The organism is Delftia sp. WY8, from assembly GCF_018437695.1.
In the GTDB taxonomy this organism is placed as follows: Bacteria; Pseudomonadota; Gammaproteobacteria; order Burkholderiales; family Burkholderiaceae_C; genus Comamonas; species Comamonas tsuruhatensis.
The window spans coordinates 2746710-2769759 of record NZ_CP049795.1 but is presented as its reverse complement, the minus strand read 5'-3'; the positions used below and the strand labels follow the sequence as shown (position 1 = coordinate 2769759).

Annotated in this window: 19 protein-coding genes and 1 CRISPR repeat array; of the genes, 11 read left to right on the top strand and 8 right to left on the bottom strand. The window is 66.4% G+C overall.

All coding sequences use genetic code 11. The annotated features are described in order from the left end of the window. Window positions 1-56: 56 nt before the first annotated feature. Both cas1f and cas3f read left to right on the top strand, forming a co-directional pair. The gene (gene cas1f, locus G4D77_RS12790) at window positions 57-1079 is read left to right on the top strand and encodes a type I-F CRISPR-associated endonuclease Cas1f (RefSeq protein WP_154835855.1); all 1023 of its coding nucleotides are present in this window, start codon (window positions 57-59) and stop codon (window positions 1077-1079) included. Continuing rightward, window positions 1076-4564 carry a type I-F CRISPR-associated helicase Cas3f gene (gene cas3f, locus G4D77_RS12785; protein ID WP_154835853.1) on the top strand — a complete coding sequence of 1163 codons (3489 nt, stop codon included), beginning with the start codon at window positions 1076-1078 and terminating at the stop codon, window positions 4562-4564. Before cas1f ends, cas3f begins: the two co-directional genes overlap by 4 nt. Before the next feature lie 3 nt (window positions 4565-4567). Here the strand turns inward: cas3f and G4D77_RS12780 are convergent, their stop codons facing one another. Then, window positions 4568-4879, bottom strand: a complete 312-nt coding sequence (locus G4D77_RS12780) for a HigA family addiction module antitoxin (RefSeq protein WP_016451884.1) — start codon at window positions 4877-4879, stop codon at window positions 4568-4570. Between the two features lie 503 nt (window positions 4880-5382). Here G4D77_RS12780 and csy1 point away from each other — a divergent pair. The 4 genes from csy1 to cas6f are packed head-to-tail and all read left to right on the top strand — an operon-like array spanning window position 5383 to window position 9529. Further along, the gene (gene csy1 / locus G4D77_RS12775) at window positions 5383-6789 is read left to right on the top strand and encodes a type I-F CRISPR-associated protein Csy1 (protein ID WP_154835851.1); all 1407 of its coding nucleotides are present in this window, start codon (window positions 5383-5385) and stop codon (window positions 6787-6789) included. Continuing rightward, window positions 6786-7874 carry a type I-F CRISPR-associated protein Csy2 gene (gene csy2, locus G4D77_RS12770; protein ID WP_043789325.1) on the top strand — a complete coding sequence of 363 codons (1089 nt, stop codon included), beginning with the start codon at window positions 6786-6788 and terminating at the stop codon, window positions 7872-7874. The genes csy1 and csy2 overlap by 4 nt, the downstream gene beginning before the upstream one ends. A 54-nt stretch (window positions 7875-7928) precedes the next feature. Beyond that, on the top strand, window positions 7929-8957 hold the full coding sequence (gene csy3 / locus G4D77_RS12765; protein WP_154835849.1) for a type I-F CRISPR-associated protein Csy3: 1029 nt from the start codon (window positions 7929-7931) through the stop codon (window positions 8955-8957). A gap of 5 nt (window positions 8958-8962) precedes the next feature. Next, the gene (gene cas6f, locus G4D77_RS12760) at window positions 8963-9529 is read left to right on the top strand and encodes a type I-F CRISPR-associated endoribonuclease Cas6/Csy4 (RefSeq protein WP_154835847.1); all 567 of its coding nucleotides are present in this window, start codon (window positions 8963-8965) and stop codon (window positions 9527-9529) included. 130 nt (window positions 9530-9659) lie between these two features. Then, window positions 9660-12391: a CRISPR direct-repeat array (repeat unit 28 nt; unit sequence GTTCGCTGCCGCATAGGCAGCTCAGAAA). Between the two features lie 37 nt (window positions 12392-12428). On the opposite strand, the gene G4D77_RS12755 is transcribed toward cas6f, so the two are convergent. Continuing rightward, a complete protein-coding gene (locus tag G4D77_RS12755) occupies window positions 12429-12794 on the bottom strand; it encodes a hypothetical protein (protein WP_017406420.1) in 366 nt (121 codons plus the stop codon). Window positions 12795-12950: 156 nt separating this feature from the next. Between G4D77_RS12755 and G4D77_RS12750 the strand changes: the two genes are divergently transcribed. Next, window positions 12951-13316, top strand: a complete 366-nt coding sequence (locus tag G4D77_RS12750) for an Arc family DNA-binding protein (protein WP_154835845.1) — start codon at window positions 12951-12953, stop codon at window positions 13314-13316. Between the two features lie 10 nt (window positions 13317-13326). Here G4D77_RS12750 and G4D77_RS12745 read toward each other — a convergent pair whose 3' ends face one another. After that, window positions 13327-14085: a sulfite exporter TauE/SafE family protein gene (locus tag G4D77_RS12745; protein WP_013804301.1), complete on the bottom strand. Its 759-nt coding sequence runs from the start codon at window positions 14083-14085 to the stop codon at window positions 13327-13329. A 190-nt stretch (window positions 14086-14275) separates the two neighbouring features. Further along, window positions 14276-14581, bottom strand: a complete 306-nt coding sequence (locus tag G4D77_RS12740) for a LysR substrate-binding domain-containing protein (protein WP_080650098.1) — start codon at window positions 14579-14581, stop codon at window positions 14276-14278. On the opposite strand from G4D77_RS12740, the gene G4D77_RS12735 reads away from it, so the two are divergent. Together G4D77_RS12735 and acuI are read left to right on the top strand one after the other, a co-directional pair. Next, the gene (locus tag G4D77_RS12735; RefSeq protein WP_227740850.1) at window positions 14568-15158 is read left to right on the top strand and encodes a CoA transferase; all 591 of its coding nucleotides are present in this window, start codon (window positions 14568-14570) and stop codon (window positions 15156-15158) included. The genes G4D77_RS12740 and G4D77_RS12735 overlap by 14 nt on opposite strands. Before the next feature lie 41 nt (window positions 15159-15199). Then, entirely contained in the window at window positions 15200-16186 is a 987-nt protein-coding gene (gene acuI / locus G4D77_RS12730) for an acrylyl-CoA reductase (NADPH) (RefSeq protein WP_154835843.1), read from the top strand. 24 nt (window positions 16187-16210) lie between these two features. Here acuI and ybeY read toward each other — a convergent pair whose 3' ends face one another. Continuing rightward, on the bottom strand, window positions 16211-16669 hold the full coding sequence (gene ybeY, locus G4D77_RS12725; RefSeq protein WP_012203154.1) for an rRNA maturation RNase YbeY: 459 nt from the start codon (window positions 16667-16669) through the stop codon (window positions 16211-16213). A 76-nt stretch (window positions 16670-16745) separates the two neighbouring features. Then, window positions 16746-17717, bottom strand: coding sequence for a PhoH family protein (locus G4D77_RS12720; protein ID WP_016446533.1), 972 nt, complete (start codon window positions 17715-17717; stop codon window positions 16746-16748). Window positions 17718-17842: 125 nt separating this feature from the next. Between G4D77_RS12720 and ruvA the strand changes: the two genes are divergently transcribed. Together ruvA and ruvB are read left to right on the top strand one after the other, a co-directional pair. Beyond that, a complete protein-coding gene (ruvA, locus tag G4D77_RS12715) occupies window positions 17843-18415 on the top strand; it encodes a Holliday junction branch migration protein RuvA (RefSeq protein ID WP_016446532.1) in 573 nt (190 codons plus the stop codon). 7 nt (window positions 18416-18422) lie between these two features. After that, entirely contained in the window at window positions 18423-19508 is a 1086-nt protein-coding gene (ruvB, locus tag G4D77_RS12710) for a Holliday junction branch migration DNA helicase RuvB (RefSeq protein ID WP_016451874.1), read from the top strand. Between the two features lie 7 nt (window positions 19509-19515). On the opposite strand, the gene G4D77_RS12705 is transcribed toward ruvB, so the two are convergent. Together G4D77_RS12705 and mgtA are read right to left on the bottom strand one after the other, a co-directional pair. After that, window positions 19516-20232 carry an MgtC/SapB family protein gene (locus tag G4D77_RS12705; protein WP_012203158.1) on the bottom strand — a complete coding sequence of 239 codons (717 nt, stop codon included), beginning with the start codon at window positions 20230-20232 and terminating at the stop codon, window positions 19516-19518. Window positions 20233-20272: 40 nt separating this feature from the next. Next, window positions 20273-23032 (bottom strand): magnesium-translocating P-type ATPase, encoded by a 2760-nt coding sequence (gene mgtA / locus G4D77_RS12700; protein WP_213757965.1) that lies wholly within the window; start codon window positions 23030-23032, stop codon window positions 20273-20275. Between the last annotated feature and the right edge of the window lie 18 nt (window positions 23033-23050).

Sequence of the window (23050 nt, the reverse complement as noted above, 5' to 3'; positions counted from 1 at the left end):
GGGCAGGCCATTGAAGGGGATTGGCAATTTGATACAACTGCCTGCGGGAGGCTGCAATGCAGGACATCAAAGGCCAGGATCTCAAGACCATTCTCCATTCCAAACGCGCCAACATCTATTACCTTGAGCACTGCCGTGTCCTGGTCAATGGCGGGCGGGTGGAATATGTGACCGATGCCGGCAAGCGCAGCCTGTATTGGAATATTCCCATTGCCAACACCACCAGCATCCTGCTGGGCACCGGCACCTCCATCACGCAGGCGGCCATGCGGGAGCTGGCCAAGGCTGGGGTGCTGGTGGGCTTTTGTGGTGGCGGCGGCACGCCCTTGTTCGGCGCCAATGAAGTTGACGTTGAAGTCGCCTGGCTCACTCCGCAAAGCGAGTACCGCCCCACTGAATACCTGCAGGCCTGGGTCCAATTCTGGTTTGACGATGAACTGCGCCTGCATGCCGCCAAGCAATTGCAGGCTTTGCGATTGCAGCGGATGCAGCAGGAATGGGGCGCACGAGCCTTGCGCGAAGCAGGGTTTTCCGTGGACATGGAGCGCCTCAAGGCGCTGGTGCAGCAATTTGCGGCGCTGATGGCCAATGCGCCCGATGTCATGACACTGCTGACCGATGAGGCACGGCTGACCAAGGCCTTGTTCAAGCTCGCCGTGGACACCGTGGGATATGGCGAATTCACGCGCGCCAAGCGCGGCACCGGCACCGATGCAGCCAACCGCTATCTGGACCATGGCAACTACCTGGCCTACGGACTGGGCGCCACGGCCACCTGGGTGCTGGGCCTGCCCCACGGCCTAGCCGTTCTGCATGGCAAGACGCGGCGCGGCGGCCTGGTGTTCGATGCGGCCGACCTGGTCAAGGATGCCGCCATCCTGCCCCAGGCCTTCCTGTCGGCCATGCGCGGCGACGACGAGCCGCAATTTCGCCGCCAATGCATAGAGGCCCTTACGCGCAGCGAATCGCTGGACTTCATCATCGACACGCTCAAGCGCATTGCCGTCGACACGGCGCGCATGGCCGGCGCGCCCGCCACGCTCACAACGCCCGGCGCTGTGCAGGAGGGCGGCACATGAACGTGCTCTTCGTCTCCCAGTGCAGCAAGCGCGCCCTCACCGAAACGCGCCGCATCCTCGACCAGTTTGCCGAGCGGCGCGGCGACCGCACCTGGCAGACGCCCATCACCGCGGCCGGGCTCGACACCGTGCGCAAGCTGCTGCGCCAGAGCGCGCGCAAGAACACCGCCGTGGCCTGCCACTGGATACGCGGGCACGACCACAGCGAACTGCTGTGGGTCGTGGGCGACGGGCGCCAGTTCAACGCCGAAGGCGCCGTGCCCACCAACACCACGGCCAGCAACGTGCTGCGCGCAGAAGACGAAAGCCACTGGCACCACCTGCCACTGATCACGGCGCTGGCCGCTTTGGCGGCCCTGGTGCATGACTTGGGCAAGGCCACCAGGGCATTCCAGGACCGGCTGAAGAATCCGGGCCTGCGCGAGCGCAACCACTACCGCCATGAATGGGTGTCGGTGCGGCTGTTCCAGGCTTTCGTGGGCGGCGACAGCGACGCGGCATGGCTGCAAAGGCTGGCAGCCTGTGTGGATGAGGCTGCCGACGCCCGGGCCTTTGAGGCGCAATGGCTGGATCACCGCAGCGGCCGCCTTCTGCGCGATGGCCTGGACGAGCCGCAGGCCAGCCAGCTTCTGCCGTTCAAGGCGCTGCCGCCGCTGGCCACCGCCGTGGCCTGGCTGGTTCTGACACACCATCGGCTGCCCTGCATGCCGGTCGCTGCAGGCCGGCAGGAGTCCGACGACGAGCTGGAGCCCGACCGCCGCCAATGGTGCCGCTTCGGCGCGCGCCCGCGCTTCGTCAACAGCAATGAGATCGAGCAGCTGCTGCAGTGCATCAGCGCCGACTGGAACGAGCCGCGCGAGAAAGCCGATCCGGCAAAAGTGCGCTCCCATTGGGACTTCCCGCAGGGCCTTCCGGTGGCCACGGCCGCCTGGCGCAAGCAGGCGGCGCGCTATGCGCTCAAACTGCAGGAACTGACGGGCCGGTCGCTTGACGCTGCAAGCCTGGGCGATCCGTTCACGCTGCACCTTTCGCGCCTGTGCCTGATGCTGGCCGACCACCACTACTCCAGCATCGAGGACGAGGCGCGCCGCCAGCCTTTCCGCAACGCGGGCTATCCGCTGTACGCCAACACCCGGCGCAATAGTGCAGCTCCAGGCGCCGCGTCCGCTTTCAACCAGACGCTGGACGAGCACCTGCTTGGCGTGCAGGCCCATGCCACGCTGGTGGCGCGCTCGCTGCCCACGCTGGCGCGCAGCCTGCCGGCACTGCGCAGCCATCGCGGCCTCAAGAAGCGCAGCAGCAACGCGCGCTTCCAGTGGCAGGACAAGGCTGCCGACCTGGCTGCCAGCGTGCGCCACCGGGCCGCCAGCCAGGGCGGCTTCATCGTCAACATGGCTTCCACCGGCTGCGGCAAGACGCTGGGCAATGCCCGCATCATGAACGCGCTGGCCGACCCGGGCGTGGGCATGCGCTGTGCCTTCGCCATCGGCCTGCGCACGCTCACGCTGCAGACGGGGCGGGTGTTCCAGAACGACCTGGGACTGGGCGACGACCAGCTCGCCATCAAGGTCGGCGGCGCGGCCAGCCGCGCGCTGTTCGAGTACTGGGAAGCGCAGGCCGAGGCCACGGGTTCGGCCTCGCGCCAGGCGCTGCTCGACGAAGGCGGGCAAGTCCTGTTCGACGGCAATGACCAGCACCCACTGCTGCAGCGCCTGACCGACGATGCGCAGGTGCGCTCGCTGATCGCCGCGCCCGTGCTGGCCTGCACCGTGGACCACCTCACGCCCGCCACTGAAAGCCTGCGCGGCGGCCGCCAGATCGCGCCCATGCTGCGCCTCATGACGGGCGACCTGGTACTGGACGAGCCCGATGATTTCGACATGGCCGACCTGCCCGCGCTCACGCGGCTCGTGCACTGGGCGGGCCTGCTGGGCTCACGCGTGCTGCTGTCCTCGGCCACATTGCCGCCAGCGCTGGTGGAGGGGCTCTACCTGGCCTACCGCGCCGGGCGCGAGATCTTCCAGCGCCATCGCGGCGAGCGGCCCGGCGAGCCAGTGGCCATCTGCTGTCTGTGGGTGGACGAATTCCACCAGCAGGCGCTGGACTGTGCCGATGGTGCAGGGTTTCGTGCAGGCCATGAAGGCTTTGTGCAAAAGCGCGTGGCCCAGCTCGCCCGGGCCGAGGTGCGGCGCCTGGCTGCCATCGCTCCCCTGCCTGCCGGCTGGCAGGGGCTGGACCCGGCCGCGCGGCGCCGGGATTTTGCGCGCATCGCGCTGGAGCATGCATGGCAGCTGCACCAGCAGCCGGGCAACCATGGCATTGACCCCGCCAGCGGCAAGCGCGTGAGCTTCGGCCTCATCCGCATGGCCAACATCGAACCGCTGTTCGACGTGGCCGTGGCCATGTTTGGCCAGGGCGCTCCCGCGCCGGGCGTGCGAGTGCACCTGTGCGTCTACCACTCGCAATTTCCGCTGCTGGCGCGTTCCAGCATCGAGCGGCACCTGGACACCGTGCTGGACCGCCGCTCCCCCGACGGCGCAGACCCCATCTTCCAGAGGCCGGCCATCCGCGCACTGCTTGATGCCAACGATGAGGTCGAACACCTCTTCATCGTGCTCGGCTCCCCCGTCACCGAAGTGGGCCGCGACCACGACTATGACTGGGCGGTGGTCGAGCCCTCGTCCATGCGCTCGCTGATCCAGCTGGCCGGACGCGTGCGGCGCCACCGGTCGGGTGCGGTGCAGGAGGCCAACATGCGGGTGCTGGACAGCAACCTGCGCGCTTTCGAGCATCCAGGCCGGGCGGCATTCTGCAAGCCGGGTTTCGAGATGGAGCCGGTGGATGACAAGGCGGACACGGCGCGGTACTTCCACCTGCGCTCGCATGACCTGCAATCGCTGCTGGCCAAGCACACCAAGGGCGAGCCCCTCTGGCCCGTGGACGCCCGAGCCCGCATCGAAGTGGCCAGGGAGCAGTTCCACCCGGCCAGGAACCTCGTGGACCTGGAACACGCCCGCCTGCACGACACCATGCTGCCGCGCCCCGCAGACAGCCCGGATGCCACGCCGGTGCTGCGCGCCGCCAGCCTGCACTGGGCCAGCCCAGCCTGCTTCTGGCTCACGGGCCTGCTGCCGCAGTTCCAGCGCTTCCGCTACGACCCGCTGCCGCGCGTGGATGTGGTGTTTCTGCCGGATGAGGAGGAAGAGGGCCTGCAACTGCACCGCGTGGTCGATGGCCAGCGGCGGGGCGACAAGCTCCATGTGCTGGTGCAGGACAGCCTGCTGCACCGGGAGCCCTTGGACTTACGGAAGGGGGCGGTCACTGCATGGGGGCAGGCCGACCTGATGCATGAACTGCTTGCCCTGGCGGAGGGCAAGGGGCTGGCGCTGGATGCCTGTGCAAGCAAGTACGCCACGGCCAGCCTGCCCGACAAGGCACAGGGCTGGCGCTGGCATGGCGTGCTGGGCTTTGTGGGCCGGGCCTGAGGATCAGGCGGTATGCAGCTGCATCGGATGAACTTGCCTCACGGACGCCTGCAACTCCGCGTTCAGCTCTGCCGTGCGCAGGTCGTAGGCGGTCTGAAGGTTCAGCCAGGACTGCGCGTCGCCCCCAAAGAAGCGGCTCAGCCGCAGCGCCGTGTCGGCCGTGATGCCGCGCCGCTCCAGCACGATGTCGTTCACGCGCGAGGCGGGAACGTGCAGGTGCCTGGCCAGCGCGTTGGCGCTCATGTCCATGGGCTTCAGGTAGTCCTCGCGCAGGACTTCACCTGGGTGTATGGGGCGCATCTCTGCTTTGATCATCCAAACTCCAACTCCATGAAGGCGAGTCGATTTCGGCTATCTGTGTTGCACGGATTGGCAGTGCCGCTTGATCTTTGGGTTGGCAAGGTTGCCACTTGGCAGCCTGTTGAAGCACTTCAGTGGCAAAGGCGCTGCTTGTTCAGCAGAAATGTGGCGGTCATCTTGAAGAGGTGACTTTTCTGAGCTTCCTGTTCGAAAGCGGTTGCGAAGATACCACGTAGCGGCTACGATCCAGCTGCCAAGTTGGTTATTTAAACCTGCGGTTTATCGTGAAGAGTTGACTGGTTGGAATTATGGAATGCCACCACCTGCTGCGCTAACAACAGGTGGTGACTGTGTCAACAACGTGCTCTCAAGGCGCTAACCAAGAAAGAGAGGTCACAGTGGCTAGCAATCACGCGCTCAGAAGAGCGTTATGACGACTTTCCAGTCGCAACATCAAGTTCCTCGGTCAGTTCGTTGACCGAGGAATTATCTTTCATTTCTCACGAAAGGTGATCCCTATGTCCAACGCCCCGGCAACAGGGCGCAAGGCAGGTTTTCGTGCGGCAATCGACCAGTTCCTGCAAGAACGATTGCATTCCAAGCTCGAAAAGCTCAAGCCTGACGATCCTCAGCGTGACGAACTCGTCGCATCATTCCTGCGTGATACCTGGGTGGCCAGTGCTGCCAAGCGCGTCGATCAAATCCAGGCCGTCACCCACTCCCTCAAGCCCATACATCCCGATGCGCGCGGCACCAATCTCTATGTGGAGCCGGCCGGCCTGCCCGTGCTGCAGGAACTGGGAAGCCATGCGCTGGGGCAGTCCTTCTCTGGCGATGTGGTGGGCAATGCGGCGGCGCTTGACGTCTACAAGTTCCTCAAGGTCCAGGTGGACGGCACCAGCCTGCTGGCCGCGCTGCTGGCGCAAGACCCGGGCGCGCTCCAAGCCTTGCATGAGGACCCGCAGCAGGCCATGGGCTTGCGCGATGCCTTCGTCGGCCTGACCCAGCCGCGCGCGGGCATACCCAGTTCGCACACGCGGGCCAAGCAGTTGTACTGGCTGACGGGCAGCGATGCCTGTGCCGATGAAGGCTATGAATTGCTGGCGCCGTTGTTTGCCACCTCGCTGGCGCATGCCGTGCATGCGCAGGTGCAGGAAGACCGCTTTGGGGAAAGCAACAAGGCGGCCCGGCAGGCGCGGCGCGAGCGCAAGGCGCATGACGGCGTCTTCCATGACTACCCTGGGCTGGCCGTCCAGAAGATGGGAGGGACAAAGCCACAGAATATTTCCCAGCTCAACAGCGAGCGTGGCGGGGTCAACTACCTGCTGGCTTCGCTGCCACCGGTCTGGCGCAGTAGCGATGTACGGCTGCCGGTGCATGCCAGCTCCGTGTTCGACAAGCTGTTCATCGGACGTCCCGAGGTGCGCAGCACGGTGCGCAAGCTGCGTGCCTTCCTTGCGACCGACCCGGAGCCCAACCTGCAAACGCGCGAGCGCCGCGAAGCCTTCGTCGATGCGCTGATCGATGAAATGGTCTCGCTCGCCGGCGAAGTGCAGCAGGCCCTGCCAGCTGGCTGGAGCTGCGACTCAGAACGCTTCGGCAAGCTGGTGCGTGAAGAGCAATTGTGGCTGGACCCATTGCGGGCCGAACTGCGCGATGAAGCAGATTTCGCCCGCGAATGGCTTTGGATGGACTGGCCTGCCGAGGTAGGCAAACGCTTTGCCAACTGGCTCAACAGCCAGCTGTTCGGCCAGTTGCCTGTGGGCGACGCCGAGGCGCGTGTGTGGCGGAAAGAGCTGCTGACCGATGAGGATGGTTTTGTGCAGCAGTTGCGTGAACTGCGCAAAAGGCTGGACGCCCCGGCCTATATCCCTATCCGCAAAACGCATGATGAACTGGTGATGCACAGGGGGGGCGTGGTATGAGGCAATCGCCACAACCGCAGGCCATCCTGACCTTCCCCCATCTGCGCGTCCAGAACGCCAACGCCATCTCCAGCCCGCTCACCCATGGCTTCCCCTCCATCACCGCCTTCACCGGCCTGATGTGGGCGCTGGAGCGCAAGCTGGCGCAGGCCGGCATCCCCTTGCGCCTGCACGCGGTGGGCGTGGTCTGCCACCACCATCAGGAGCAGGTGACGCAGGGCTATGTGCGCAGCTTCAACCTCACGCGCAACCCGGTGGACAAGGACGGCAGTACCGCCGCCATCGTGGAGGAAGGGCGCATCCACCTCGACATCTCCCTGGTCTTCACCGTCTCGGAAAAACGCGTCCCTGGCTCCAACTCGGCCCCGACCCTGGTGCAAAGCGCTGCCGAGCCGATGCAGCAATGGGCCGATGAAGCCGGGCAAATCCTGTCGCAAATGCGGGTGGCCGGCGGCAGCCTGCTGCCATCGCGTGCCGCGCCCGGCAGGCGCGTGCGCCCCAGGCTGTCCGTGCTGGCAGAAGACGCCACGGAGCGCAGCCGACAGTTCCGAGAATGGCGGCGCCAGTGGCTGCCGGGCTTCGCCCTGGTGGGGCGTGACGACCTGCTGGCCGACCGCCTGCACAGGCTGCGCGACAAAGCGGCGCACACCACGCTGCTCGACGCCTGGCTGCATGCATCGCGCTTCAACCACGAGCCCGTGGCAGCGGCCGAAGGCCAGCCCCCGCCTGCCGATGGCAAGCAGCCATGGGCAGACCCCTGGCGCGGCCCGGGCAGCGGGTGGATCGTGCCTGTGCCCGTGGGCTATGCGGCGCTCTCGCCATCGCATGCCGCAGGCGAAGTGCTCAACGCCCGCGATGCCACCACGCCGCTGCGCTTCGTGGAGTCGGTCTACTCGCTGGGCGAATGGATCAGCCCGCACCGCCTCACCCATCTGGAGCAACTGCTGTGGCATGCGCACACCGATGAAAAGCGGGGCCTTTACCGCTGCCGCAGCGGCTACGTGCCAGACCCCGCAACCGTGGCCGACCCTGACGACGCCGCAGCCCAGGAGCAGGAAGACGACGACAGCTATGCATACACCTGACCCGCGTCCTTGCACCGCCGCCTTTCACACCGTATTGCCAAAGGATTGAACACCATGTCCAGCACCCTCAAGACCGCATCCGTCCTCGCCTTCGAACGCAAGCTCGACCCCTCCGACGCCGTCTTCCACGCAGGCAACTGGGATGACCGGGCGGCCTCCGCCTCCTGGCCCTCCGTCAAGCTGCGCGAGAAATCCGTGCGCGGCACCATCTCCAACCGCCTCAAGACCAAGGACCAGGACCCGGCCAAGCTCGACGCTGCCATCGAGAACCCCAACCTGCAGACCGTGGACGTGGCAGCCCTGCCCGCCGATGCCGACACGCTCAAGGTGCAGTTCACGCTGCGCGTGCTGTCTGGCGCGGGCACGCCGTCTGCCTGCAACAGCGCCGAATACCAGGCCAGGCTCGCGCAGACCGTCCAGACCTATGCCTCGGCCCAGGGCTTTGCCGAACTGGCCAACCGCTATGCGGCCAACCTGGCGAACGGGCGATTTCTGTGGCGCAACCGCGTGGGCGCGGAAAGCGTGCAGGTGCAGGTGGTGCAGCTCAAGGATGGCAAGGCCGGGCAGGCATGGTCGTTCGATGCGCTGGCCCACAACCTGCGCACGCTGGAGCAGCCTGACGAGAAAGTGGCGGCGCTGGGCAGCGTGATCGCAGACGGCCTTGAGGGCAAGGCCCATGTGCTGCTGCAGATCACGGCCTTTGTGCGCCTGGGCGCGGGCCAGGAAGTCTTCCCCTCGCAGGAACTGATCCTCGACAAGGGCAGCACCAAAAAGAGCAAGACGCTCTACCAGATCGGGGAAAAAGGCCAGGAGGTCGCCGCCATCCACTCCCAGAAAATCGGCAACGCCCTGCGCACCATCGACACCTGGTACGACGGCGCGCAGGACCTGGGCCCTATCGCGGTCGAGCCCTACGGCTCCGTCACCACCCAGGGCAAGGCCTGGCGCCAGCCCAAGCAAAAGCAGGACTTCTACACCCTGCTGGACGACTGGCTGCTCAAGGACAAGGTGCCTCCCGTCGAGCAGCAGCACTTCGTGATGGCCGTGCTGATCCGTGGCGGCGTCTTCGGCGATGCGAGCTGATGGCCATGACCTCGCACTACATCGACATCACGCTGCTGCCTGACCCGGAATTCAGCCACGCCCACCTGCTGGGCGCGCTGGTCACCAAGCTGCACCGCGCGCTCGTGCAACTGGGCAGCGCGGACATAGGCATCAGCTTTCCCGGCTACAGCCTGCGTCCGCGCACTCTGGGCACCATCCTGCGCCTGCATGGCAGTGAAGCCGCGCTGCGCTGCCTGATGGAACAGCCCTGGCTGCAGGGCATGCGCGATCACGTGCACTGCACGCTGCCAGCTTTGGTACCAGAGGGCGCCGTGCCCTGCCTGGTGCAACGCCGGCAATTCAAGACCAGCCCCGACCGCCTGCGCCGCCGCCGCATGCGGCGCAAGGGAGAAACCGCCGAACAGGCTGCGGCCGCCATCCCCGACAGCGTGGAGCGCACCCCGGACCTGCCCTACGTTCAACTGCGCAGCGCCAGCACCGGCCAGCCGTTTTGCCTGTTCGTGGAGCAGAAAGCGGTGCAGGGCACGGCGGGCCAGGAAGGCTTCAACACCTACGGGCTGAGCCTGGGAACTGCTGTTCCCTGGTTCTGACCCTTTTTCTGGCGGCCTGTGGGGTCGCCTTTCAAATCAACAACTTGGCGACGCCTCGGAATTTTGGGGTGTTTTCGGGTTAGGGGTGAAAGTTCTTTAAAAATCAATGAATTGGGAGGATTTTTGTCTAGTTCGCTGCCGCATAGGCAGCTCAGAAATGCTGGTGGACGCCGTCACCGAGCTGGCGCGCGTTCGCTGCCGCATAGGCAGCTCAGAAATTCCTTGGCCTGGGCTGCGATGGCTGCAGCGAGTTCGCTGCCGCATAGGCAGCTCAGAAAGTTGCGGTTCACGTTGTCCACCACCCAGCCACGTTCGCTGCCGCATAGGCAGCTCAGAAAGCATCGGGGACATGAGCCCGAGCGCGCACCTTGTTCGCTGCCGCATAGGCAGCTCAGAAAAGGAACAGAAACAGGAACAGAAGAGTATTGATGTTCGCTGCCGCATAGGCAGCTCAGAAATGCTGCGCCTGCAGTGGATGCCGACCCGCAGGGTTCGCTGCCGCATAGGCAGCTCAGAAACCGGTTGATCAGCTCCAGGGCTTGCCCCTCGACGTTCGCTGCCGCATAGGCAGCTCAGAAAAATGCAGGATCGATGCTGACCGGCGCGCCCATGTTCGCTGCCGCATAGGCAGCTCAGAAAACACGCCAGCGCCTGACATCAACCTTCCCCGAGTTCGCTGCCGCATAGGCAGCTCAGAAAAGGTCACGGAAACGCGGCCGGGCGACGGCGCCGTTCGCTGCCGCATAGGCAGCTCAGAAAAGTGCATGGTGTGTCCTCAGATAGCGTCAGCGGTTCGCTGCCGCATAGGCAGCTCAGAAAAGGCAGCACGGTAGACACGCCGGCCACCGTGCGTTCGCTGCCGCATAGGCAGCTCAGAAAATCAAGAAGGCGGGCGGCCAAGCCGCGCTCGCGTTCGCTGCCGCATAGGCAGCTCAGAAAGGCGCGCGGTAGAAGTCCTGCCACTTCATCAAGTTCGCTGCCGCATAGGCAGCTCAGAAAATTCCACCCCACATGGAAGCTGCGCTACCTGCCGTTCGCTGCCGCATAGGCAGCTCAGAAAAGCTCCGCCATTGGCATCATGAGAATAGATCAGTTCGCTGCCGCATAGGCAGCTCAGAAAATCTCCAAACGCTTGCGTGCAACCCGCCATTGGTTCGCTGCCGCATAGGCAGCTCAGAAATTGCTGTGGTACTCGTTGGCCGCATAAACGCGGTTCGCTGCCGCATAGGCAGCTCAGAAACGCAAGGCCGAACTCGAAGCCCAGATCGCAGCGTTCGCTGCCGCATAGGCAGCTCAGAAAAGTCCATCGCGCCACTGCGCACCATGTCACGGGTTCGCTGCCGCATAGGCAGCTCAGAAAAGGGATGCACATCAGCACGTCGATGAGGTGGCGTTCGCTGCCGCATAGGCAGCTCAGAAAGAGCCGAAGACGACTGCCGCCGAAGCCTCGGCGTTCGCTGCCGCATAGGCAGCTCAGAAAAGCACGTAGTCCAGTTGCCCGGCCGTTCGGACGTTCGCTGCCGCATAGGCAGCTCAGAAAATACCGGCGACAAGGCCGCGCTGGTGGTCCTGGTTCGCTGCCGCATAGGCAGCTCAGAAAAGGAAAAGCAGGCGCTTTCTACATGGGCCACCGTTCGCTGCCGCATAGGCAGCTCAGAAAAAAAAGGAAGCCATGCAAGCCAACCTCCACACGTTCGCTGCCGCATAGGCAGCTCAGAAACATGGCAGCACAACGCTGACAACACCCTCCGGCGTTCGCTGCCGCATAGGCAGCTCAGAAATCGCTTGGCTGGAGGGCGCGAAGATCCCAATGGTTCGCTGCCGCATAGGCAGCTCAGAAACGCTCAGCGCCCCACTGGGCACAAGGAGAGCTGTTCGCTGCCGCATAGGCAGCTCAGAAAAATGCGCTGCAGTGGTTTGGATGACGTGGCCTGTTCGCTGCCGCATAGGCAGCTCAGAAACGTCGCCACCAGGAAGACCTTCCGTGCGGCCGGTTCGCTGCCGCATAGGCAGCTCAGAAACCGAATACGAGCAGATGTGGCTCATCCGTCCCCTGTTCGCTGCCGCATAGGCAGCTCAGAAACAGAAGACTACCGAGTCGAGCAGCAGGCGGAGGTTCGCTGCCGCATAGGCAGCTCAGAAAAAGCTCCGTGCTCTGCGTCCAACTGGCAAGCTGTTCGCTGCCGCATAGGCAGCTCAGAAACTGGCAAGGGCCTTGCTGGCCGGCCACGGTGCGTTCGCTGCCGCATAGGCAGCTCAGAAATGGAACCCGGGTATTGGGCCAGTGGCGGCCACGTTCGCTGCCGCATAGGCAGCTCAGAAAAGGTCGAAGGTGAAGTAGTTGGCAGCCAGGCCGTTCGCTGCCGCATAGGCAGCTCAGAAAAGCGGGAATGTGCCGGGTTCAACTGGCCGCCAGTTCGCTGCCGCATAGGCAGCTCAGAAATCGATCTGGGCCAGGCAGCCTTGCACGGCGTCGTTCGCTGCCGCGTAGGCAGCTCAGAAAAAGGTCCGGTCACATCAACGAACAAGATGCTCGTTCGCTGCCGCGTAGGCAGCTCAGAAAAAGCGGTGGCCGCCATTCCTGGCCGCCGTTGTAGTTCGCTGCCGCGTAGGCAGCTCAGAAAATAGGTTTGCTCGAACGTGCCCGGCTCCAGCAGTTCGCTGCCGCGTAGGCAGCTTAGAAAATCCGCCTCCAGGGTAACGCCATGCAGCACAGGTTCGCTGCCGCGTAGGCAGCTCAGAAAATGATCCCCGCATACAGGTTCGACAGGTAATCGTTCGCTGCCGCGTAGGCAACTCAGAAAACGGAGCCGCCCGGCGCGGGGGGCGCTCAGGTTCGCTGCCGCGTAGGCAGCTCAGAAAGGCTGCTGACTTGGATGCGACAGAGAAGCCTCTGCCCTCAACCTTCCGGACCATGCTCCGCGTATTCCACAAAGGACGGTGCTTCATCAAACAGTTGCAGGAGCAGTTTCAGGCGCCGGGCGTAGAGGCTCTGTGGCCGGTTGAAGGCCTGGGCTGCCAGGGCGATGGCTGCGCGGGCGAGGTACCACTCGTTGTCGAATTCACTGGCGTCCTCGAATACCTTGTGCCGGATTTGCCGGATGTGGTTCAGCGCCAGGTCTGCGGCCAGGTCCACCTCTACATCCGCGTCATGCCAGTCCATGTCGGCACAGCGTGTTTCGATCAGGGCAACCAGCCCCCTCTCTGCGCGGGCAATGGACAGGGCGATCATTTGCTGCATGGTGGGCCAGGCAGCGGTGTCCATCGTGCAGGGCTTGTTCGTTGAGTGCCGTGACGCAGCCATATCGATTCCTTTGTCGTCGCTTCAATGACTCGGGCTTTCTATGCACGATCTATGCACTCAATATTCTATGCACTGTGCATAGAGAATGGCAAGTGTGTTCCATGGCAAAGTGCGCGGATGGCACGCGACGACCCAACCATCTACATGCGTATCCCTCAGGAGCTGAAGGATCTGCTGGATGCCGCTTCCGAAGAGAACCGGCGCTCAATGACTGCCGAGGTCGTGGCTCGGCTACAGCAGACCTTTGCGGCGCCGCACGTTTCGGGCATGGACAGCGATAGTTCGCAAATGAATCTGGATACCCGCGTCGGTGACGAAACACTGGAAACCGTGAAGCGTATCGAAGAGCGGTTGCATTCGCTTGCGCAAGCCCTGGCCCTGCCACAGAGCGGCCCTCAGCCAGACACGGATGCGGCGACGCCGGAAAAATCCACAGGCAAGCGCGTATCGAAGTCAGCGCAGAGTGCGGCGCCGAAGAAGTAGCTTTCTGGCCTCACTGCCTCCAGAAAAACACCCCCGCCATCACCAGCCCCGTCAGCACGATGCCCGCGCGCAGCCATTCGGGCGGGATGCGGCGCGCCAGGCGGGCGCCGCCGTAGCCGCCTGCGGTGGCGGCGATCATCATGACCAGGGCCTGCTCCCACTGCACGACGCCGCCGGCCGCATAGATGGCGACGGCAATGGCCGTGAGCAGGGCGGAGACCAGGTTCTTCATGCCGTTCATGGCATGCAGCCTGGTCTGGCCCAGCAGGCCGAACAGGGCCAGTAGCAGGATGCCCAGGCCGCCGTTGAAGTAGCCGCCGTAGATGGCCACGGCCAGCATGCCGGCGCCGGCTTTGACGGGTGAGGCATGGGCTGCATGCTCGGCGCTGCCGCGTGATGCCATGCGCCTGAGCTGGGGCGCGAAGGCGAACATGGCGGTGGCGGCCAGCAGCAGCCAGGGGACGACCTTGCGGAACAGGTGGTCGGGCGTGACCAGCAGCAGGGCCGCGCCCAGCGAGCCGCCGATGAGCGACAGCACGATGACGCCGCGCATGCCCAGGCCGGGCGGCGGCTCCATGTCCTGGCGAAAACCCCAGGCACCGGCCATGTAGCCGGGCAGCAGGGCGACGGTGCCGGTGGCGTTGGCGGCCACGGGCGGCACGCCGGTGAAGACCAGAGCGGGCAGGGTGAGGAAGCTGCCGCCCCCGGCGACGGCATTGAGCGCGCCGGCCACGAAGGCGGCGCTCATGAGCAGTGCGATGTCCCACATGGGTGTTGTCTCCTCCTGGGGCCAGGCATCGGCAGGCCGCCGAGGCCTTGCGCGGCCAGGCCGGTGTTATAGGTCGAGGCCGATCTTAGTGCCGGACCATCGGGCGGGCTGTCGCACCGGCATGGCGGCGGGGTCAGGGCTGCTTTGCGCAAAAGGACAGGATCGCGCCGGCGTGGCGGCCGCCTGACGACTAGGGCGGCTCCACCGCCGGGCCGGGCAGGCCCAGCGTGGCGCGCAGCAGGACAACGCGCGGGTTGGCGACGGCGCTGCGGTAGATCAACGCCACGGGGCCCATGGAGATGGCGGGTGTGACATGCACCCTGCGCACCCCCAGCGACCGGGGCGAGGCCTGCAGCGTGGAGTCGGGTACGGCGCTGAGCCCCAGGCCGGCCCGGACCAGTTGCAGGTTGGTGAAGGGGCTGGTGGATTCGATGACGGGCGTGGGCGCGATCACGCCTTCGCGGCGGAACACCTCTTCCATCATGCGGCGCAGCATGGAGCTGCGCGTGGGCAACCGGGGCTATACGGGGAGCCCGGCGGCCGACACCTACCGGTGCGCCGACGGCTGTCTGTCCACGGCCGCCAATACGCCGCAGCAGGTCCGCAGGCTCGCCAGCGTACTGGGGCTCGATGCCCTGTGCGAGGACGCCACGCTGCTGGACCTCGATGCCTTCAACGCGCCCGAGGGCGGCTTTGTTGCCGCGCGCGATGCGTCCGCGCTGCAGCGACTGCAGGCATGTCTGGCCGAGGCCTTCGCCGCACGCAACGCACGGGACATGGAAGCCCGGCTCAACGCCGTGGGCGTGCCTGCCGCCAGGGTGCGGCGCCTGGGTGAGTTCCTGGGCGAGGCCCGCGCTGCCGGCACCGTGTCACCTGTGAGCTATGGCGCCGGCGGCGCTGCGGTGGACACTCCGGGACTGGGGTTCCGGTGGATGGATGCCGAGCCCCTGCCGGGTGCGCCGGCCCCCGTCCTGGGCGATGGCAACCTTGCGCTGCTGCGGGAGCTGGGGATGGCGGACGAGGCCATCGCCCGCCTGTGCCGCAGCGGCGTGCTGGGCGCGCCGCAGTCCTGATTGCCTTTGGATTCCTTTGCCACTGCCTTGCTGGAGACCCCATGTTCAAAGCCTTGCTGCTGACCCAACCCGTACCGCGTGAAACCCGTGCCGAGTGTGTGGAGCTGGACGAAGCCAGCCTGCCCGCCGGCGCGGTGCGCGTGGCCGTCTCGCATTCCACGCTCAACTACAAGGATGCACTGGCCATCACGGGACGCTCGCCCGTGGTGCGCCAGTTCCCCATGGTGCCTGGCATCGACCTGGCCGGCACGGTGCTGGACAGCGAGGACGCGCGTTTCCAGCCCGGCGATGCCGTGCTGCTCAATGGCTGGGGCGTGGGCGAGACCCACTGGGGCGGGCTCGCCCAGCAGGCGCGCGTGAACGGCGACTGGCTGATCCGCCGGCCCGAGGCCTTCAGCGCACGGGATGCCATGGCCATAGGCACGGCCGGCTATACGGCCATGCTGTGCGTGATGGCGCTGCAGGCGCAGGGCATCACGCCCTCCAGCGGCCCCGTGCTGGTGACGGGGGCCAATGGCGGCGTGGGCAGCATTGCCGTGGCCCTGCTGTCGCGCCTGGGTTTCGAGGTGCACGCCGGCACCGGGCGGCCCGAACAGGCCGAGCACCTGAAGGCGCTGGGCGCGGCGCGGATCGTGGAGCGCAGCAGCCTGGATGCGCCCGGCAAGCCGCTGCAAAAGGAGGTCTGGGCGGCGGCCGTGGACAGCGTGGGCAGCCATACGCTGGCCAATGTGTGCGCCAGTCTGCGCTACGGCGGCTGCGTGGCAGCCTGCGGACTGGCCCAGGGGTTGGACCTGCCGGCTTCCGTAGCACCGTTCATTCTGCGCGGCGTGTCGCTGCTGGGCATCGACAGCGTCTATGCGCCGCAGGCGCGGCGCGAGCAGGCCTGGGCGCGGCTGGCTGCCGAACTGCCGCGCGAGGTGCTGGAGCGCAATACCGAAGAGGCGGGCCTGGCCGATGCGGTTGCGCTGGCGCCCAGGCTGCTTGCCGGCCAGGTGCGCGGCCGGGTCGTCATCGATACGGCGCGCTGAGGCCCGCGTGGGCCCTGGTGCCGCCTACTTGGCGTAGGGGTCGGCAAAGCCCAGCTCGACCATGATCTCGGTCTCGTAGGCTTCCATTTCCTCGGCGTCCTGCTCGCTGGTTTCATGGTCCCAGCCCTGGGCATGCAGCGTGCCATGCACCAGCAGGTGGGCGTAGTGCTCCTCCAGCGTCTTGTTCTGCTCGCGCGCCTCGCGCTCGACCACGGGGGCGCACAGCACCAGGTCGGCCATGGCGGTGGGCTCCTGCTGGTAGTCGAAGGTCAGGACGTTGGTGGCGTAGTCCTTCTGGCGGTATTCGCGGTTGAGCTGCTGGCCTTCTTCGGCATCGACGATGCGCACGGTGATTTCGGCATCGACGGCCAGGGCATGGCGTATCCAGCGCGTGACCTTGCTGCGGGACAGCACGGCGCGGTGGACAGGTGCCTCGGCAAAGCGCGCGAATTGCAGGGACAGTTGCAGTTGGTTCAGGGACATGGGGGAGTGCGTGGGCGTGTGCTTGGGCTTGAGCTTTGGAGCGCCCGTGGGCGGGCGTCTGCTGTGGCTGTCGGGATCAAGGCGCTGCAAGGCGCGGTGCGGCGCGGCGCGCAGGGGCCTGGCCGCGTGCGTCGTAGGCGTCCACGATGCGGGCCACCAGCGGGTGGCGCACCACGTCGGCGCTGGTGAAGTGGTTGATGGCGATGCCCTTGACGCGCTTCAAGACGCGCTCGGCATCGATCAGGCCGCTCAGGGCGCCCTTGGGCAGGTCGATCTGGCTGACGTCGCCCGTGACCACGGCGCGGGCGCCGAAGCCGATGCGCGTGAGGAACATCTTCATCTGCTCGGGCGTGGTGTTCTGCGCCTCGTCCAGGATGACGAAGGCGTTGTTCAGCGTGCGCCCGCGCATGAAGGCCAGCGGCGCGATCTCCAGCACATTGCGCTCGAAGGCCTTTTGCACCTTCTCGTAGCCCATGAGGTCGTAGAGCGCGTCGTACAGCGGGCGCAGGTAGGGGTCGACCTTCTGCGTGAGGTCGCCGGGCAGAAAGCCCAGGCGCTCGCCTGCTTCCACGGCCGGGCGCGTGAGCACGATGCGCTGCACGGCGCTGCGCTCCAGCGCGTCCACGGCGCAGGCCACGGCCAGGTAGGTCTTGCCGGTGCCGGCCGGGCCGATGCCGAAGGTGATGTCGTGGCGGGCGATGTTCTCCAGGTAGGCCGACTGGTTGGCCGTGCGCGCGCGCAGGTCGGGGCGGCGCGTGGACAGCTGGATGGCGTCCAGGGGCTGCTCGATGAGTTCGGTGTCGCCGGCCAGCATGAGCTGCAGCGAATCGTCCAGGATGGGGTCGTCGGCCATCTCGTAGAGGGCCTGCAGCAGCTCCAGTGCGTCGTTGGCCTTGGCCTTGGGGCCGTCGATCTTGAATTGCTCGTGGCGGTGGGCGATCTTGACGCCCAGTGCGATCTCGATGGTGCGCAGGTGCGCGTCGGCCGGGCCGCACAGATGGCTCAACCGGTTGTTGTCGTGGGGTGTGAATGTGTGGCGCAGGATCACGCGGATAATTCCAGAGATTCCGGGCGGCGGCCAGCGCGAGGGCGTGGTGCCATACCCTGTGAATGGGCCGGCGTTCGGTTGCGGACGGGCATGAAAAGCCGCCCCTGGGGCGGCAAAGGACACCAATGATAGGCAAATTGACAGGAACGCTGCTGGAAAAAAACCCGCCCGAGGTGCTGGTGGACTGCGGCGGCGTGGGCTACGAGGTGCAGGTGCCCATGAGCACCTTCTACAACCTGCCGGCCAGCGGGGCCAGGGTCAGCCTGCTGACGCACTTCGTGGTGCGCGAGGATGCGCAGCTTCTGTACGGCTTTGGCACGCACAGCGAGCGCCAGGCGTTCCGCGAGCTGATCAAGATCACCGGCATCGGCCCGCGCATGGCGCTGTCGGTGCTCAGCGGCATGAGCGTGGAGGACCTGGCCCAGGCCGTGACGCTGCAGGAGGTAGGCCGCCTGGTCAAGGTGCCGGGCATCGGCAAGAAGACGGCCGAGCGCCTGCTGCTGGAGCTCAAGGGCAAGATCGGCGCCGATACGGGCGCGCAGTCGCTGTTCGTGAACAACGACCAGAACGACATCGTGCAGGCGCTGATGGCGCTGGGCTATTCCGACAAGGATGCGGCCGCCGCGCTCAAGAAGCTGCCGCCCGACGTGGGTGTGACCGAAGGCATCAAGCTGGCGCTGAAGGCGCTGGCCAAGTGAGCGGCGCATGAGCATCCATACCGACGATTTCGGGCAGGGCGGCTTTCCGCAGGGCGGTTTCGCGCCCGACAAGGCACCGGAAAAGCCGCGCATGATTTCGGCAGCGCCGGTCTCGCGCGGGGAAGAGGCCATGGAGCGCGCCCTGCGCCCCAAGCTGCTGCAGGAGTACGTGGGCCAGGCCAAGGCGCGCGAGCAGCTGGAGATCTTCATCGGCGCGGCCCGAAAGCGCAGCGAGGCGCTGGACCATGTGCTGCTTTTCGGCCCGCCGGGCCTGGGCAAGACCACGCTGTCGCACATCATCGCGGCCGAGCTGGGCGTGAACCTGCGCCAGACCAGCGGCCCCGTGCTGGAAAAGCCCAAGGACCTGGCGGCGCTGCTGACCAACCTCGAAGCCAACGATGTGCTGTTCATCGACGAGATCCACCGCCTGTCGCCCGTGGTCGAGGAAATCCTCTATCCGGCGCTGGAGGACTACCAGATCGACATCATGATCGGCGAGGGGCCGGCGGCGCGCTCCATCAAGCTGGACCTGCAGCCGTTCACGCTGGTGGGCGCGACCACGCGCGCGGGCATGCTGACCAACCCGCTGCGCGACCGCTTCGGCATCGTGGCGCGGCTGGAGTTCTATACGGCCGAGGAGCTGGCGCGCATCGTGCGGCGCAGTGCAGGCCTGTTGAACGCGCCGATTGACGACGAGGGCGCCTTCGAGATCGCGCGCCGCTCGCGCGGCACGCCGCGTATTGCCAACCGCCTGCTGCGCCGCGTGCGCGACTATGCCGATGTGCGCGGCGACGGCAGCATCACGCGCGAGCTGGCCGACCGCGCGCTGGCCATGCTTGATGTCGATCCCCAGGGCTTCGACATCATGGACCGCAAGTTGCTGGAGGCCGTGGTGCACCGCTTCGACGGCGGCCCCGTGGGCCTGGACAACATCGCGGCCAGCATCGGCGAGGAGGCGGGCACCATCGAGGATGTGATCGAGCCCTACCTGATCCAGCAGGGCTTTTTGCAGCGCACGCCGCGCGGGCGCATGGCGACCCAGGCGGCGTACCGCCACCTGGGCCTTCCCGTGCCGGGCGACGACGCCAGCTGACGCAGGCTCACTCCTCCGTGCCGGCGTTCCAGAAGGCCTGCAGCACGCCGGGCAGGGCCTCGATGGCGGCGATCACGCGGTCCAGCTCGTCGGAGTCCACCGAGGTGGCGTAGAGCATGGCCTCGATCTCCGTGTCCTGCGGCCCGAAGGCATGGGTTTCCACGCCGCGCACGGGGTAGCTGGCGTTCTCCAGCAGCTCCAGCATCTGCTCTCGCACATCGCCCTGGGCGCCGCGGTGGCAGATGGCGTAGACGTAGTAAGTCGACTCCGTGGATTCGTCATCCACCGGGCGGCGGTTGATGCGGTTGACCACGGGGCGCAGCAAGGTGTTGCTGGCCAGCACGAACAGCGTGGCCAGGCCGGCCTCGGCCACCAGGCTGGCGCCCGCGCAGGCGCCCACGGCGGCCGAGCCCCACAGCGTGGCCGCCGTGTTCAGCCCGGTGATGTTGGCCCCTTCCTTCATGATGGCGCCCGCACCCAGGAAACCCACGCCCGAGACCACGTAGGCCACCACGCGCGTGGCGCCCTCGGCCCCGCCCAGGCGCACGGCCAGGTCCACGAAGACGGCCGCGCCCACGGCGACCAGGGTGTTGGTGCGCAGCCCCGCCGTGCGCTGGCGCACCTGGCGCTCCAGGCCGATGAGGGCGCCGAACACGAAGGCCGTGGTCAGGCTGACGAAGGTGTCCAGCATGGCGCCGGGGTTGAGGTTCTGCAGGGCCTGCATGGGGTTCCGGACTTTCCTGGTGAATGGGTTGAAGGGTGCGTCACTGCCAGCCGTAGCGGCGGATGTAGACGCGCTTGAGCAGCGTGGCCAGGCAAGCGTAGCCCAGCAATATGGCAATCATCCACGGGAAGTAGGCCGCCGGCAGCGCCTGCAGCTTCAAGTAGCCGGCCAGCGGCCCCATCGGCAGGAAGATGCCGGCCGCCATCACGGCCGCCGTGGCCAGCAGCAGCGGCCAGGAAGGGCGGCTTTGCAGGAAGGGGATCCTGGGCGTGCGGATCATGTGCACGATCAGCGTCTGCGTGAGCAGCCCGATGACGAACCAGCCCGACTGGAACAGCGTCTGCTGCTCGGGCGTGTTGGCGGCAAAGACGAACCACATCAGCGCGAAGGTCAGGATGTCGAACAGCGAGCTGATGGGCCCGAAGAACACCATGAAGCGGCCCAGGTCGGCCGGGTTCCAGCGCAGCGGCTGGCGCACCAGTTCGTCGTCCACGTTGTCGAAGGGGATGGCGATCTGCGAGAGGTCGTACAGCAGGTTCTGCACCAGCAGGTGCAGCGGCAGCATGGGCAGGAAGGGGATGAAGGCCGAGGCCACCATCACCGAGAACACGTTGCCGAAGTTGGAGCTGGCCGTCATGCGGATGTACTTCAGCATGTTGCTGAAGGTGCGCCGGCCCTCGATCACGCCCTGCTCCAGCACCATCAGGCTTTTTTCCAGCAGGATGATGTCGGCCGCTTCCTTGGCGATGTCCACGGCGCTGTCCACGCTGATGCCGATGTCGGCCGCGCGCAGGGCCGGGGCGTCGTTGATGCCGTCGCCCATGAAGCCGGTGATGTGGCCGTTGGCGCGCAGCGCATGCACGATGCGCTCCTTGTGCAGCGGCGTGAGCCGGGCGAACAGCTGATGCCGCTCCACCGTCTGGCGCAGCATCTCGTCGTTCATGTGCTCGATCTGCGTGCCCAGGATGATGTGGTCTGCGGGCAGCCCCACATCGCGGCAGACCTTGGCGGCCACCAGTTCGTTGTCGCCGGTCAGCAGCTTGACGGCCACGCCGTGCGCGGCCAGGGCGGCCAACGCCTCGGCCGTGGTTTCCTTCGGTGGGTCCAGGAAGGCGATGTAGCCGATCAGGGTCAGCTCCGACTCGTCGGCCACGCCGTAGTCGCTCTTGTGCGGCGGCACTTCCTTCATGGCCACGGCGACCACGCGCAGGCCCTCGCGGTTGAGTTCGCGCGTCACGCGGCGCACGCGGGCCAGCTGCTCCTCGTCCAGCGGGCGCGTGCCGTCGCCCTCGCGCAGCCGGGTGCAGGCGCCCAGGATTTCCTCGACCGCGCCCTTGCAGATCAGCTCGTGGTGGTGGCCGCGCTCGGCCACCACCACGGACATGCGGCGGCGCTCGAAGTCGAAGGGGATCTCATCGACCTTGCGGTAGTCCTCGGCCACGCGCATCTGGGTGTGCAGCTCCACGTGTTCCAGCACGGCATGGTCGAGCAGGTTCTTCAGGCCGGTCTGGTAGTGGCTGTTGAGGTAGGCGAAGCGCAGCGTCTCGTCGCAGGGCTGGCCGAAGGCGTCGGTGTGGCGCTCCAGCACGATGCGGTCCTGGGTCAGCGTGCCGGTCTTGTCGGTGCACAGCACGTCCATGGCGCCGAAGTTCTGGATGGCGTCCAGCCGCTTGACCACGACCTTGCGGCGCGACAGCACCACGGCACCCTTGGCCAGGGTGGAGGTCACGATCATGGGCAGCATCTCGGGCGTCAGGCCCACGGCCACGGACAGCGCGAACAGGAAGGCCTCGGCCCAGTCGCCCTTGGTGTAGCCGTTGATGAACAGCACCACGGGCACCATCACGGCCGCAAAGCGGATCAGCAGCCAGCTGACGCTGTTGACCCCGGTTTCGAAGGCCGTGGGCGCGCGGTCGTTGGAGGTCACCCGCGTGGCAATGGTGCCGAAATAGCTGCGGTTGCCCGTGGCCAGCACCACGGCCAGCGCCGTGCCCGAGACCACGTTGGTGCCCATGAACAGCAGGTTGCTGGCGTCCAGCACGCCGGTGCCATTCGATGCACTGGCGTCGGCGCGCTTTTCCACGGGCAGGGATTCGCCGGTCATGGCGGACTGGCTCACGAACAGGTCCTTGGCGCTGAGCACGCGGCAGTCGGCAGGAATCATGTCCCCGGCCGACAGCACCACGAAATCGCCGGGCACGACCTCGCGCAGCGGCACCTCGTAGCGGCGCGCCTGCTGGCCGAAGCCGCTGTGCGGGGCGTCTGCGGAGTCGGCATCTGCAGGAGCCGTGGGGCCGCCATTGCGGCGCAGCACCGTGGCCGTGCTGCTGACCATGGCCTTGAGCCGCGCGGCGGCGCGGTTGGAGCGGCCTTCCTGCACAAAGCGCAGCAGCGTGGACAGCAGCACCATGGAGGCGATGACGACCGTGGCCTTCATGTCCTCCGTGGCGTAGGAGACCACGGCCAGCAGCGTCAGCAGCAGGTTGAAGGGATTGCGGTAGCAGTACCACAGGTGCAGCCAGCCGGGCAGCGGCTTTTCGTGCTCGACCTCGTTGGGGCCGAGACGCGTGAGCGCGGCGCGGGCCTGCTCGCGGGTCAGGCCGTCCTCGCTGGAGCCGGTGCGCGCCAGCACGGCGGCGATGTCATCGCGCGAGGCGCGCAGCAGCTCGCGCGTGAGGGTCGGCGATACCGAGCGCGAGTGGTGCACGGCCGTGCCCGAGGGCAGGGCATTGCGCCGGAACAGCCCCAGGGCGTGGCGGCTGCGCAAAAAGGCCTGGAACAGGTGCTTGAGGTTTTTCATGGCGACCTCCCCGGTGGC